Source organism: Bradyrhizobium sp. NC92 (genome assembly GCF_025200865.1).
Lineage (GTDB): Bacteria > Pseudomonadota > Alphaproteobacteria > Rhizobiales > Xanthobacteraceae > Bradyrhizobium.
This window is the reverse complement of record NZ_CP104171.1, coordinates 2,158,127-2,172,326: the sequence shown is the minus strand read 5'-3', so window position 1 is coordinate 2,172,326 and position 14,200 is coordinate 2,158,127. Positions and strand designations below refer to the sequence as shown.

Here is a 14,200-nt window from a genome sequence, read left to right as displayed (position 1 = left end):
GAACATCTCGCTCACAGGGGCGATTGGTCGAGCTCCAGGCGAGCGGTCAGCCATTTCAACTTCGAGCCGACCAATCGTAGCAGGCCGTCGGTTCTGCGCTCGAAGCGCACCTCAGCCAACCGTCCGATATCGCAGGAGCCGTTGCGGTCGGCCGACGTCTCATCGGGCGGAAGCGATATCTCAATGGTAATGTTGCCCGGATCAGGCCGCGGCACCCGAGCCGCAAGCAGCCGATCATCGCCGTACGCGGCCGATCCGCGGACCTGCCGGATCTGGCCGCTCTTCCATTCGCGACTCCCAATCAGGCGGACGGTAGCCGCATCTCCGGCCTTGATCTTCTCGAAATCGCGCTCAGGTAGTTCAACGACGATAAACCGGCGTTTGCAATCTGCGAAATCGAAGACCGACTGCCCTTCCGTGACCATCGAGCCCGGGCTGGCCGCGACCGACCAGACCACATGGGCTGCGGGCAAGGACAGATCGTAGTGATCGAGACGATCAAGTCGAGTGCGTTCCTCTGCAATTTCCGCGGCCAACTGCGCGGCACGTGAGCTGTTTTGCAACAGGTCGGTCTCTAGCTCCTGGCGGCGGAGGACAAGCCGCTCGCGCTGCTGCTGAGAATAGGGCACGTCGTTGGCATCGCCACGAAGATAAATGCCCTTCTCGGCCGCCCCCAATTCCGTCTTGAGACGCTGCAGGCGTTCACCGGCCATCTGGCACCGCGTTGCGGTTGCCTCCTGCGACGCCTGGGCCTCACCGGAGCGGATCTGCGAACTGATGCCGAGCTTCACGAGCCTCTCCATCCGGCCCGCGACATCGTTGCGCTGCCGCGCCTCAGCGAGACAGCCGCCTTTTTCAACTTCCGTTTCACTTATCTCGTGGCTCAGGCGCGCTAACATCCCCGAACGATAGTCCTCGCTTCGCTCGCGGAGCTTGCGATCGAGCTCGGCGATCTCCTCGAGTTGCCGGCGTGCGAGCTCGGCGCGTTTGGTGGACATGGCCAGCTGCTGATCAAGGTCCATGAGGTGGCGGCGATCCGGCGAACGCGCCTCGACCAGCGGCACCATCCGGGTGTGCTCGAAATATTCACCCTTGCGTGGAAGATCTGACGAGAGCTGACCCGCCATCGGCGCAGTCACCCGCATGAGCTCGGCATTGACATAGGCGGAGGGGGCGATTCGGTAAGTCACATACGGCAACAGGGCCCATCCGCTGAGAGCGATGATCCCGAGTGCCAGGGACCGCCGAGCGATCCGGCTGCGAATGAAACGTTCGACATGCAAGCGAACCACGACTGGATCTCCAAATGGGCTTTGGTCGCTCCGCCTGCCCCTGCGAAGGCAAGCCAATCGCCGCATGGCCGCCGCAGCAGCAGACTCCTCCTCGCAACCACGAGAAGCATATCTAGCTTTCACCACAACAGGTTAAGACGTGTCAAAACCGGAGAACTACGGCTCGGGATCAATAACAAGAAGCCGACCTATTCTGGCTTCAAGTCGGCGCGGCGCTTGTACCGATCGAATGACGGCGCGGCTAACGCCCATTCCTAAGCAGCGCTTTCGCTTCCGCGAATTCGGGAAGACCATGCTCCGCCTCGAATTGAGCGAGCACGGGCGCGAGCACTTCGGATAGCGCACCCGCTCGGCCATTTGTCTTGTACAGGCGTGCAAGTTCAAGGGCGCTGCGCAGCTCGAAAGTCCTGGTCTGCTGATGTCGTGCGATGTCCAGCGCTCGCCTGAGAGCGTCTTCGGCACTGGATTCGTCCGAAGGGTTTTCGCGTGACAAGAGTTTACCGCGGACACGGTGCAGTTCGGCATCAAGCCAATGCTGGCCGGATTGTCCCGTCCCGGCGATCAATTCGTCCAGGATTTCCAGGCCGGTCTCGACTTCGCCGACATCTGCAATCGCCAGGGCGACATGCATCCCCCAGAACGGTTCGCAGAGGTAGCAATCGTTCTCGTGCAGGAAGGTCCAGCCGTGACGCATGTCCGCCAGTCCGGCCATTCGATCGCCGGCACGCCACTTGGCGAGGCCATTCAGGTAGGTGCCCGCGGCCACGTACAGCGGCATCGTGTGGTCGCGCGCGAGACCGAGCGCCAGGATCGTCTCTGTCTGCTGCAACATGCCCCCGCATACTCCGTCGAACACGGCGCGATGAACCAGCGCATTGGCCTGGGACAGCGCCCGTTTTTCTCCCGGAGTACCCACCGCTTCCGCGGCGAGCCTGCGCGCACGAGCGATGTCGCCGAGCGGCCAGAGCACCAGGGCGAGAAATCGCATGATGACGAACGGAAGATCCAGCGCCGAAGCTCTGAAGGTCGCGGGATCCGGTTCGGCCCGATAGATCGCCAGCGCCCGCTCAAGATGCGTACGCGCGTTCGTATAGTCGCCGGCGAACCAGCAGGTCACGCCACCGGTCCAATGGGCCACGACGGCGGCCACCGGCGAGTCCGGCCGTCGCTCAGCGGCGTTTCTGATGGCATCCGCCAGCTCCCGCATCGGAGCAAGTTCGCCATGCGTCAGGCAGGCATTGAAGAGGCCGGAATGGACCGGCGCAAGTTCAACGGGATCATCGATACCGGCCGCGAATTGTCGCGCGCGCGTCCATGCCGCGACCGTTTCCGGAGCGCTGTGCCCGAGGCTGCCCCGCAAGGCACGGCCATATGCGATTTGAAGATGCAGCCTGCTCATCATCCGGCGGGGTTCGTCAGGCAATTGATCGGCGATTGCGATGGCCTTGCCGAGATGCGCGATCGCCTCGGAATAGGCCGAGCGTTTCAACGCCTGCTGACCCGCCTTGCGCCACCACTCGAGTGCGATCTCGCTCAGCCCCGCCTCGGTGAAGTGGTGCGCCAGGACTTCCGGCTCGGTCTCGGCGACGACTGGAAACTTCTCGCGCAGGACATCGCCAATCCGTGTGTGAAGCACCTGCCGTTTGCTCCTAAGCAGACTCTCGTAGGCCGCTTCCTGAACAAGAGCGTGCTTGAAACTGTAATTTGCGTCGGGCGGCGTCCCACGACGCAGCAGCAGTTCGGCCTCTTCGAGTTGTCCCAGCGCCGCGCCCAGCGTCAGATCGTCGCGTCCCGCCACGGTTTTCAACAGCGCGTACGAGAAGTCGCGGCCAATGGCGGCGCCTATCTGGGCCACCTCCTTGACCGGAGCGAGCCGGTCGAGCCGCGCCATCAGCGAATCCTGCAGCGTCGCAGGGATAGCAAGCGGCGGCAGCGGACTGTTCAGGCGGTAGCGCCCGGCATCCTCGACGAGCAGCCCGGACTCCAGCACCATCTTGGTCAATTCCTCGACGAATAACGGAATGCCATCGGTCTTGTCGATGATCTGCTCCATCATCTCGCGTGGCAGCTGGCGACCGACGACAATCTGCTCGACGAGCGCGCGCGTGTCCTGCCGATCGAGCCGGTCGAGCCGCAACAGACTGACGTTGGCAAGGCCCGACCAGGAGGGCTCGAACTCCGGCCGGGACGTCAGGAGCACGAGGATCGGCAGTCCTCTGATCCGATCGACCGCGAGATCGAACAGCTCAAGTGTCGTCGCATCGGCCCAATGCATATCCTCGCAGATGATCAGCAGCGGCTGGTCTCGCGCCAGTCCCTCAAGCTGATCCAGAAGGGCGGCAAATGTCTGGCGCCGCTGCTGCGCCGGGCTCAAGCCGAGGGGCGGGCAATGATCGCCGGTCGGAATCGAAAGCAGCGCCGCAATCAGCGGTGTTGCCCGGGCGACCTGCTGGGTTCCTATCGCCAGCATTGCCTCGAGCTTGTCGAGCTTTTGATCCGGCGTGTCGTGCGAGCGAATTCCGGCGGCGCGCTCGAGCTGCGCAACAAAGGGATGAAGCGCACTGTTGGTGTGGTAAGGCGAACACTGATATCGCACGCGACGGTGCGTTCCCAACGAGGGGCTTTCCGACAGCGTTGCCACAATGCGCGACTTGCCAATGCCCGCTTCGCCGGAAATCAACACGATCTGGCCCCGGCCCTGCCATGCCTCCCGCTGGCGCGAGAGGATGAACTCGATCTCGTTCTTGCGACCGACAAAGCCGATCGAGCGCGCGGCACGGACTGCCTCGAAGCGACTCTCGGATGCGGTTGCTCCTTCCACCGCCCAGACTGCGATGGGGTCTGCCATTCCCTTGACCTCCCGACGGCCGAGATTGCGCAGGGAGAAGAGATCGCCAAGCAGCCGGCGCGTCGATGAAGCAACGACGACGACCCCCGGCTCCGCCAGGCTCTGGAGCCGGGCGGCGAGGTTTGGCGTGTCGCCGATGGTTGCGTGCTCCTCCGACGCATCTCCGCTGATGAGGTCGCCGACCACCACAAGTCCGGTCGCAATTGCGATCCGCAGTTCGGCTCGTTCGTCAGTCCCCGTCTTGAGCTGGCGTATCGCGGCGATCATGTCGAGGCCGGCGCGCACCGCGCGCTCGGCATCGTCTTCGTGGGCGCGCGGATAGCCGAAATAGACGAGTATTCCGTCACCGACGAATCTGGCTATCCTGCCATCATAGGCACCAACCACGCCCGCGCAGGCAGCGCGATAGGCGCGGATCACCTCCCACATGTCCTCGGGATCGAGACGCGCCGAGAGCGCAGTCGAGCCGACCAGATCGCAGAACATGACGGTGAGGTGACGCCGCTCGGCGTCCTGGGGAGGAGCGGGAGATGCGATCAACGCGGCCGGATCGAGGTCAGCGATAGCACGGAGCATTTTGCGGCGATGGCCGAGCAGGACTCCGAGCTTCTCGAAGTCCTCGTCCATCAGTTCGGGAAGGACGCCTATGTCGATCCCATTTTGGGCAAAGCGCTGCGCGTATTGCGCAAGCCCCAGCTTATCGAGCCACTCCGCAATCTGCATTGGCTCCACCGATCGTGTGGTTGGCGGTTAGCAGAATTTTGGACCACGGCGCGCGGGGACAATATACCAACACCACCATGATGGCACGTTTTGTTTGTTGCGCGATAACCTAGGTTTCTCAATACCGATATTGCGTTCAAGCGGTGACGCTGCTCGATGCCAACAGGCTTGCTACCAAACATCGTCGGCACGCAGCATTGGACGGCAGAGGTTGCGAAGAATCGTCGCGGTCGTTTCGAACCAGAGCCGAACCAGCACTGCGGCTTGTGCCAAGCGGACGTTCTCCGCGACCGCAGCTTCCTTCACTGCTCGCTGATAGGCGCTTCATAACTGCGAGCCATCGTGCCCGCCGCAACCTGAAGCGAAGAACCAACCACCCAGCAGCCGGCAACAAAGCCGATAAGGCCGTTAGGCAGATTTTGATCAAGGACAAGGATGCTGACGGAGAGAGTTGCAGCGATTGCCGCGCCAAACGTTCCCGCCGCACTCATGATCTCGACCGGCTCGGAACCGTTCCATTCTTCCGAGATACTCGATGTCGGCCTCTGTGCACCATTGCCGGACAAATCAATCCCCACGTAATAGCCAAGCGCTCCGTAGAGCATCGTTATCAGGACGATCCAGCCGCTTTCAAACAGTCCGGCTTTCTGACGTAACAGGGTCGCTCCAACATAGAGGCCGCCAGAGGCCCCAACGGCGGCCAGCCCGATTCTTTCAAGAAGATGGGCCGATTTAATCAGACTGGAACGGGCGATCCGAAGATTGCCGACGCGCCTTGTTGCAGAGAAGGCGCTGGAAATTGCGCTGCTTATCTTCATAGGAGCTCCTCTGAGTAAGTAGCAGCCTACCGGCCGACCCCGAACAGAAGCTGCATGAGTTGCGCGATGCCCTTTCATTCCAAATTACTGAAGGATCTTTGCTGAGTGATGGGACCGGCTTTGCTCGTGAACGAGACGGAGCCAATCCAAAGCTGCGAGCATGTGGCTGCGCAGGCATTGCGTCTCACCCGTGTTTGAAATGATCCGGGTGCGGCAATTTCGTTGGATCAGTGGTAATTCCGAAAAAGAGCGATCGCGTATGAAGCGGTTCACACACGGCTCCTCCCTGTCGCTCTATTCGGTCACAATTTCCGGAGGACGCGTCTGCATTGTCGCGATAACGGAAGGCGAACACGCTGGATCTGCAACGCGCGGTTGGTCAGCAAGCTGATCACGTCTGGCCGAAATCAAAGATCCGCGCTTGGTTTCGTGAAGCTCGCAGCCTCAGGCCGACCACTCCTCGCCCCACACCTGCACCACGTGGCCGGGCGTCACTTCGCGATATTGCCGAACCGGCGGCTGATAATCCGGCGCGCGGACCGGGCTTCTGATCTCGTCGTTGGAGGCCTGGCGTCGCGTGCCGCGGCGTGACGGGTCGGGCACCGGCACGGCGGCCATCAGCTTCCTGGTGTAGGGATGCTGGGGGTTGCCGAACACCGATGCGCGCGGGCCGATCTCGACGATCTCGCCGAGATACATCACGGCGACGCGGTGGCTCATGCGCTCGACCACGGCGATGTCGTGGGAAATGAAGAGATAGGCGAGGCCCATGCTGGCCTGCAGGTCGAGCATCAGGTTGACGACCTGCGCCTTCACCGAGACATCGAGCGCCGAGACCGCTTCGTCGGCGACGATCAGCTTCGGCCCGAGCGCGAGCGCGCGCGCGATGCAGATGCGCTGGCGTTGGCCGCCGGAGAATTCGTGCGGGAAGCGCGCGGCCATGTCGGCTGAGAGGCCGACGCGGACGAGCAGGTCGGCAACCTTGTCGCGCGCCTGCGACGCCGTCGCGAGTCCGTTGGCAAGCAAGGGCGCAGCGATCGCCGTTCCCACCGACATGCGCGGATTGAGGCTCGCGAACGGGTCCTGAAACACGATCTGCATGTGCTTGCGCACATCGCGCAAGGCTCGGCCGTTCATGGCCAGCACATCCTGGCCGTCGATCAGGACCGTCCCGCTGTCCGGCTCCGTCAGCTTCAGGATGGAGCGGCCGGTGGTCGACTTGCCGCAGCCGGATTCACCGACCAGGGCCAATGTCTCGCCGGCACGCAAGGTGAAGGAGACGTTCTCGACCGCATGGACGCGGCCCGAGACCTTGCCTAACAGGCCCGAGCGGATCGGAAAGCGCGTGGTGAGATTTGAGACTTCGAGCAAAGGCCGCGCGGCGGGTGAGACAGTGTCAGGCGTCTCGGACGGCTCGTCCGATGTGCCCGTCACCTTGTCGACGATCGGAAACCGCATCGGCCGCGGCCGCCCATCCATCGAGCCGAGGCGCGGCACGGCCGCGAGCAGCGCGCGCGTGTAGGGATGCGCAGGCGCGGCGAAAATGCGCGCGGTGGCATCCGTCTCCACCGCCTGCCCGCCATACATCACCACGGTGCGGTCCGCGATCTCGGCGACCACCCCCATGTCGTGGGTGATGAAGAGGATCGACATCCCCTCTTCCTGCTGAAGCTCCTTGAGCAGCTCCAGGATCTGCGCCTGGATGGTGACGTCGAGCGCGGTGGTCGGCTCGTCCGCGATCAGGAGCTTCGGCTTGCAGGCCAGCGCCATCGCGATCATCACGCGCTGGCGCATGCCGCCGGAGAAGCGATGCGGATGCTCGTGGAAGCGCGATGCCGCCGCCGGGATGCGGACGCGATCGAGCAGGCGGATGGTCTCCGCCTCCGCCGCCGCGCGCGACAGGCCGCGATGCTGGATCAGCGCTTCGGCGATCTGGAAGCCGATGGTGAGCACGGGATTGAGGCTCGTCATCGGCTCCTGGAAGATCATGGCGACGTCATTGCCGCGGATGTCCTTCATGCCCGCCTCGGGCAGCGCGAGCAGATCGCGCCCCGACAGCACGACCCGGCCCTCGACGCGGCCGATCTCCTTCGGAATGAGCCGCATGATCGACAGCGCGGTCACGCTCTTGCCCGAACCAGACTCGCCGACGATCGCCACGGTTTCCCGGGGCGCGATATCGAACGAGACATTGCGGACGACGGGAATCCAATGCCGCTCGAGCATGAAGGAGGTGGTGAGGCCGGCGACCGACAGCACGGGGGCCTCGGCGAAAATGGGTTTGGTCACGGCGGTCATAGGTAGACCTCAAGGCCTGCCGCGAAGAAGGTGCGCTCCCTCCCCCGCTTGCGGGGGAGGGTTGGGGAGAGGGTGTCTCCGCAGGCGAGAATCCCTAAGAGGAGAGAGCCCTCTCCCGGCGCTGCGCGCCGACCTCTCCCGCAAGCGGGAGAGGTGAACTTCGCTCGTGGCTGCACCGGTGTTCCCATCATGACCTCAGTACCCCCGCTTCCGATCGACCAGCCCCGGCAAGGCCTCGCCGCGGCGGTGTCGCGCGATGGTATCAAGCACATAGCCGACCGCCGTTTCGGGCTTTGTCGTGCTGGCGATGTGCGGCGTCAGGAGAATGCGCGGATGGCTCCAGAGCGGATGGCCCGCAGGCAGCGGCTCGGGCTCGGCGACGTCGAGCACGGCAGCCGACAGCGCACCGCCGTCCAGCGCAGCGATGAGGTCGGCCTCGACCAGATGCCCGCCCCGCCCGACATTGAGCAGCCGGGCACCGCGCGGCAGGCGCGCGAACAGCTTGGCGTTGAGGATGCCGCGCGTCTCCGAGGTCAACGGCAGCAGGCAGACCAGAATGTCGCTCTGCCCCAGGAAATCCGGTAACGAGTCGGCGCCCGCATAACAGGTGACGCCTTCGATCTCGCGCGGCGAACGATTCCACCCCGAGAGCGGAAAGCCGAACGTCTTGAGCCGTTCCAGCACCGCCTGGCCGAGCAGGCCGAGCCCCATGACGCCGACACGCCGCTCGCTCGTGTACGTCGCCGGCAGTTCGCGCCAGACTTGATCGCGCTGCTGGGCGATGAACTGCACGAGATCGCGATGCAGCGCCAGCACCGACATGCAGGCATATTCGACCATGCGATCGGTGATGCCGGGCTCCATCATGCGGACCAGCGGAACATGCGGCGGCAACTTGGTGATGTCGAACTGATCGACGCCGGCGCCGACCGAGAAGACCAACTCCAGATTCGGGAACGTCGTCGCGATGGCGTCCGGCGGCACCCAGGCCACGAGATAGCGCACATTGGCGGGATCGCCGATGTCGGGCCAGAGTCGGAACGGGATGTCGGGCGCGCGCTCCGCGAAGAAGCGCGCCCACTCGGCGCCGCGCACCATGTTGGCCTTGTAGAGAACCGTCATGCCCGCCTCAGAACGGGCTGACCGGCGCGAGCCGACGGCCGTCGATCATGCGCTTGTGGCTGTAAGCGGCGGGATCGACCAGCGGCGTCGAGCCGGTCACGATGTCGGCGGCGAGCTTGCCGGCCGCGGGACCGATGCCGAAGCCATGGCCCGAGAAGCCGGTGGCGAGGAAGAAGCCCGGCAGCGCGTCGACCGGCGAGATCACCGGAATGGTGTCGGGCGTGCAGTCGATCGTGCCGCCCCAGGCTTCGGCGATCTCGATGCCCTTCAGCCCGGGGTTCGACTTGATCAGCGCCGCCAGCGCCGCATTGACCAGCGACATGTCGGGCGCGGGATCGCGCACGCGCTCGGCCTCGAACGGCGACGGCTTGTCGAAGCTCCAGCTGGTACCGCGCATGAGTTGATCGAAGAACGACTTGCCGAACGACAGCTTCAATCCGTTCTTGCGGTGCTGATAGGTCGGCCAGAACGTGCGCGCGTAACGGAACAGGTCCGGCGACAGCTCGACCGTGCCGCGGTTGCGCAGCGCCAGCGTGAAGCCGCCGTCGAGGCGGCGACGGATGCAGTAGAAATCGGTGCCGAGCGCGCCGGAGGTGATCTCCGGTCCCGGCGTGGTCCGGCAGGCGGTGGCGTTGACGAGGCCGATCGGCAGCTCGATGCCGTGGCGGCGGCAGAACAGCGACGACCACGCGCCGCCCGCCAGCAGCACCGACTGCGTGCGGATGGTACCCTTCTCGGTGACGACGGCGCTGACGCGCCCGCCTGTCGTCTCCAGCCCGCGCGCGGCGCAGCCCTGATGGATGGTCACGCCGTGCTTGCGCGCGGCTGTGGCGAGCGCAGGGACGGCCATCGACGGTTCGGCGCGGCCATCGCTCGGCGTGTGCAGGCCACCGACCCATGTGTCGGCATTACCAGGCATGCGCTCGGCGACCTCCGCCGGCGTCAAGACGGTGGAGTGGACCTGCTGCTCGCGCGCGACCGCGGCCCAGCGCTCCCAGCCGGCGAGCTCGTCCTTGCTCTTGGTGAGGAACAAGACGCCGGTGCGGCGGAAGCCGGCATCGACGCCGGCATCGTTCTGCATGTCCTCCCACAGCCGCAGCGCCTCGCGCGCGAGCGGGATCTCCTCGCGGGCGCGGCCCTGCTGGCGGCACCAGCCCCAATTGCGGCTCGACTGCTCGCCGCCGACATGGCCCTTCTCGACCAGCGCGACGGAGTGGCCCTTCTTCGCCAGATGATAGGCCGCGGATACGCCGATCACGCCGCCGCCGATGACGACGACATCCACCTGCGCCGGCAGGCGTTCGTCGCTGTTGATGCGGTTGAGCGGCGGGGACATGGGGCACTCCTGGAGTTCAGTTCGAGGTCTTGCGCGTCAGACAGTCTTGCGCGTCAGGGGATGTTCATTCGCGGATCGAGCGCGTCGCGCAGGCCGTCACCGAGAAAGTTGAAGCTGGTCACCGCGAGCGTGATGGCGACGCCAGGCGCGATCGCGAGCCAGGGCGCGCTGGTCAGATAGATCTGCGCATTGTTGAGCATGTTGCCCCAGCTCGCCGCCGGCGGCTGGATGCCGTAGCCGAGATAGCTGACATAGGATTCGAGCAGGATCGCCTTGGCGACGTTGAGCGTCGCGGCAACGACGATCGGCGCGATCGCGTTGGGCACGAGCTCGCGGAACATGATGCGCAGGTTCGAGGAGCCGAAGGCGAGCGCGGCCACCGCGAATTCCCGCTCGCGCAACGAGCGCACCTGGGCCTCGACGACGCGCGCGACCGCCATCCAGGCCGTCGCCGCGATCAGCACGGTGGTGGTGACGAGGCCGGGCTCGGTGAGCGCTGCGAGCGCCAGCAGCAGGAAGATGGTCGGAAAGCACAGCACGGCGTCGACGAGCCGCATCAGCACCGCGCCGACGGCGCCGCCATAGAAGCCGGCAAAGGCGCCGACGACGATGCCGACCGCCATCGCGATCACCATCGCGACGATGCCGATCGACAGCGACACCCTCCCGCCCATCAACAGCCGCGCCAGCACGTCGCGGCCGAGCTCGTCGGTGCCGAGGATATGCGCGCCGGAGAGCGGCGGCGCGAACCGCTTCATGATGTCGATATAGGTGTCGTCGAACGGCAGCAGATAGGGACCGAAGGCCGAGCCGAGCACGAGCACCAGAATGATCAATGCGCCCGCGAGCGCCAGCCGATGCCGGCGGAAGCGCCGCCACGCGGCCTGGCCGGGCGCGAGCTGAACGGTGGAGAGGGTTGCGGTCGCCATCGCTTCAACCCACCCGGATGCGCGGATCGACGACGGCATAGAGGATGTCGGCGAGCAGCGAGCCGATCAGCACCATCGTCGCCGAGAACATCAGGATACCCATGACCACGGGATAATCGCGGTAGCCGATGGAATCGAGGAACAGCCGGCCCATGCCCGGCCAGGTGAACACGGTCTCCGCCACCAGCGCGCCGCCGAGCAGGGTCGGAAACTGCAGGCCGGCGACCGTGATCATCGGCAACAGCGCATTGCGCAGCGCGTGCACCGTGAGGATGCGCCATTCCGGCATGCCCTTGGCGCGCGCGGTGCGGATGTAGTCCTGGTTGATCACCTCGAGCATCGAGGAGCGCATGAAGCGGCCCCACATCGCGGTCTCGACCAGCGCCAGCACCACGGCCGGCGCGATCAGATGATGCAGCAGGTCGAGGAAGGAGCCGTCGCCAATGGTGTGCCGATTGCCCGCCGGCAGCCAGCCGAGCTTGACCGAAAAGACGTAGATGGTGACGAGACCGAACCAGAACGTCGGGATCGACAGTGCGATCATGGCGCCGACGGTGGCGAGCGTATCGAACAACGAGTAGCGGCGCAGCGCGCCAAGGATGCCGATCCAGCAGCCGAGCAGCACCGCGATGATGGTCGCCGTCGCCATCAGCTCCAGCGTGGCGCCGAGATGCGAGGAGATCACCGACAGCACCGGCTCGCCGTCGCGATACGACTTGCCCCAATCGCCCCGCACCATGCGGCCGAACCAGTCGAGATATTGGATCGGCAACGGCCGATCGAGACCGAGCTGCCTGGTGACGCGGTCGAGATCCTCCTGCGTCATCTGCCCGGAGACGGCAAACTGCGACAGCGGGCCGCCGGGCGCCAGATGCAGGATGGCAAAGCCGATTCCCGAGACGATCACGAGCAGCATGATCGCCTGTGCCAGGCGGTTGACGACGTAACGGGCCATCTCAGGCGATCCAGCGCATTGGACGCATCACGCCCAATACCATTCGCGCATGTTCCAGCTGTTGATCGACATGTTGATGTTGGGACGGAAGCCTTGCAGCCCCTCCTTGATGCCCTCGGCGATGAAGCCCTGGAACAGCGGCAGGATGGCGAGGTCGTTGCGGATCAGCTTTTGCAGCTCGCCATAGGTCGCCTTGCGCTGCGCCAGGTCGAATTGCTTGGCGCCTTGAGACAGCAGCCGGTCGGCCTCCGCGCTCTGATATTGATACGTGTTGTAGCCGCGGCCGCCCTTGGCGGGGATGGCGCCGGAGCCGAAGCGCGGCGTCACGTCGGGGTCGCTGCCCAGCATGAAGTTCACGCCGACGATCACCGAATTGAACTTCGATTGCTGCCAGAAGTCGCCCCAGATCACGGCCGCCGGCATGTTGTTGACGCGCATCGCCGCGCCAATCGCCCGCCAGTCCTGGATCAGGAGCTGCTGGCACTGTTCGCGCACGGCACTGCCCGCCGTCGTCGAGTTGGCGAACTCGAGCTTGACGCCGCCCTTCTCGCGAATGCCGCTGGCGCCGCGAACCCAGCCCGCGGCGTCGAGCAGCGCGTTGGCCTTGGCAGGATCGTATTTGTGCTGCGGCAGCCCCTGCTGGAACGACCAGGCCTGCTGCGGCACGAAGCTCTCGGTCTGCGTCGGCAGGCCGTAATAGAGCGCGTCGATGATCGCCTGCTTGTTGATGCCGAGATAGAGCGCCTCGCGCACGGCACGATCGGTGAAAGGGCCAAAATCCAGGTTCGGCGCGATATGCTCTACCGAGGACGTCGACGAAACGAAGATCTTCCGGCCCTTCAGCGTCTTTGCCTCCTGCACGAAGTTCGGCAGGATGCCTTGCAGGCCCGTGTAGTCGACCTGACCGGTGCGGAACTGGGTGTAGAGCACGGTGAGATCAGGGATGTATTTGAAGACCACGCGTTCGAGGTACGGCCCCTTGCCATGATAGCCGGTGTGGGCGTTCAACTGGATATGGTCGCCGGGCACGCGCTCGCCCCAGCGAAACGGGCCGGTCCCGACAGGCGCATTGTGGAACGGTGAGGCGTTCGGATCGGACACCTTCTCCAGGATGTGCTTGGGCACGATGAAGGTGAACGACGCCAGAATCGACATATAGGGCGAATAGGGCGCTTCCATCCGCCAATGGATCTCGTCGGGCGCCACGACGGTGATGTCCTTGACGAGGCTGTGGCCGACCCGGCTGCGCGCGCGGAAACCGGGATTGTTGATCAGCTCGATGGAGAATTTGACATCCTCCGCCGTGAACGGCGTGCCGTCGTGCCACTTCACGTCGCTGCGGAGCTTGATCTTCCAGGTCAACCCATCGGCCGACAGGCCGCCATTCTCGAGGGTCGGGACTTCGCGGGCGAGGTCGGGGACGAACTTGCCGTCGGGATCGATGTACCAGAGCGGCGAGAATACCTGCCACCAGATGCCCAGATCGACCTCGATGCCCGGCATCAAGGGATGAAAGACGGTCGGCTCCTGCGACAGCGCCGCGATCACCTGTCCGCGCGGCTTGTCCGGTGGAGCGGTCGGGCGTTCAGTCTGGGCCAACGCACTGCTCGAAAGCGTCCATCCCGCCGCCGCGCCTGCGCCGAGCTGGAAGAATTGACGGCGATTCGGAATGCCGAGATGCCCTGCCCCAACGCCGAACGTGCCGGTGTCGTCTGCCATGACCCACTCTCCGTTTCCGCACGCGGCACCGTCTCCCGCGCCCCCGAGACCCCGGCAAAGGGAACAGGAGTGGGCTTTAGTGCTTCTAAATTTTTCTTCCAAAAGTTCATCACGACTAAATACAGCTGTCAATCGCATTGCTAGAATGCGTTCGCTTTTC

The 14,200-nt window shown here is 64.6% G+C and carries 9 protein-coding genes; all 9 read right to left on the bottom strand.

Going from position 1 to position 14,200, the window contains the following annotated elements:
* Window positions 1-11: 11 nt before the first annotated feature.
* A complete protein-coding gene (locus N2602_RS10085) occupies window positions 12-1,292 on the bottom strand; it encodes an HlyD family efflux transporter periplasmic adaptor subunit (protein ID WP_260382543.1) in 1,281 nt (426 codons plus the stop codon).
* A gap of 241 nt (window positions 1,293-1,533) precedes the next feature.
* The gene (locus tag N2602_RS10080) at window positions 1,534-4,863 is read right to left on the bottom strand and encodes an adenylate/guanylate cyclase domain-containing protein (protein WP_260382542.1); all 3,330 of its coding nucleotides are present in this window, start codon (window positions 4,861-4,863) and stop codon (window positions 1,534-1,536) included.
* 302 nt (window positions 4,864-5,165) lie between these two features.
* On the bottom strand, window positions 5,166-5,681 hold the full coding sequence (locus N2602_RS10075) for a hypothetical protein (RefSeq protein WP_260382541.1): 516 nt from the start codon (window positions 5,679-5,681) through the stop codon (window positions 5,166-5,168).
* Window positions 5,682-6,125: 444 nt separating this feature from the next.
* Entirely contained in the window at window positions 6,126-7,979 is a 1,854-nt protein-coding gene (locus N2602_RS10070) for an ABC transporter ATP-binding protein (RefSeq protein ID WP_260382540.1), read from the bottom strand.
* A gap of 195 nt (window positions 7,980-8,174) precedes the next feature.
* Window positions 8,175-9,101, bottom strand: coding sequence for a glyoxylate/hydroxypyruvate reductase A (locus N2602_RS10065; protein WP_260382539.1), 927 nt, complete (start codon window positions 9,099-9,101; stop codon window positions 8,175-8,177).
* A 7-nt stretch (window positions 9,102-9,108) separates the two neighbouring features.
* Window positions 9,109-10,437 (bottom strand): FAD-binding oxidoreductase, encoded by a 1,329-nt coding sequence (locus N2602_RS10060; RefSeq protein ID WP_260382538.1) that lies wholly within the window; start codon window positions 10,435-10,437, stop codon window positions 9,109-9,111.
* A 53-nt stretch (window positions 10,438-10,490) separates the two neighbouring features.
* Window positions 10,491-11,366, bottom strand: coding sequence for an ABC transporter permease (locus N2602_RS10055; RefSeq protein ID WP_212254534.1), 876 nt, complete (start codon window positions 11,364-11,366; stop codon window positions 10,491-10,493).
* Window positions 11,367-11,370: 4 nt separating this feature from the next.
* Window positions 11,371-12,321, bottom strand: coding sequence for an ABC transporter permease (locus tag N2602_RS10050; protein ID WP_212254533.1), 951 nt, complete (start codon window positions 12,319-12,321; stop codon window positions 11,371-11,373).
* Window positions 12,322-12,348: 27 nt separating this feature from the next.
* Window positions 12,349-14,040 carry a peptide ABC transporter substrate-binding protein gene (locus N2602_RS10045; RefSeq protein WP_260382537.1) on the bottom strand — a complete coding sequence of 564 codons (1,692 nt, stop codon included), beginning with the start codon at window positions 14,038-14,040 and terminating at the stop codon, window positions 12,349-12,351.
* Between the last annotated feature and the right edge of the window lie 160 nt (window positions 14,041-14,200).

Excerpts from the sequence above, each read along its gene's own strand:
- N2602_RS10055 (WP_212254534.1), bottom strand. The coding sequence starts at position 11,366 with ATGGCGACCGCAACCCTCTCCACCGTTCAGCTCGCGCCCGGCCAGGCC.
- N2602_RS10050 (WP_212254533.1), bottom strand. The coding sequence starts at position 12,321 with ATGGCCCGTTACGTCGTCAACCGCCTGGCACAGGCGATCATGCTGCTC.
- N2602_RS10080 (WP_260382542.1), bottom strand. The coding sequence starts at position 4,863 with ATGCAGATTGCGGAGTGGCTCGATAAGCTGGGGCTTGCGCAATACGCG.
- N2602_RS10060 (WP_260382538.1), bottom strand. The coding sequence starts at position 10,437 with ATGTCCCCGCCGCTCAACCGCATCAACAGCGACGAACGCCTGCCGGCG.
- N2602_RS10075 (WP_260382541.1), bottom strand. The coding sequence starts at position 5,681 with ATGAAGATAAGCAGCGCAATTTCCAGCGCCTTCTCTGCAACAAGGCGC.
- N2602_RS10045 (WP_260382537.1), bottom strand. The coding sequence starts at position 14,040 with ATGGCAGACGACACCGGCACGTTCGGCGTTGGGGCAGGGCATCTCGGC.
- N2602_RS10065 (WP_260382539.1), bottom strand. The coding sequence starts at position 9,101 with ATGACGGTTCTCTACAAGGCCAACATGGTGCGCGGCGCCGAGTGGGCG.
- N2602_RS10070 (WP_260382540.1), bottom strand. The coding sequence starts at position 7,979 with ATGACCGCCGTGACCAAACCCATTTTCGCCGAGGCCCCCGTGCTGTCG.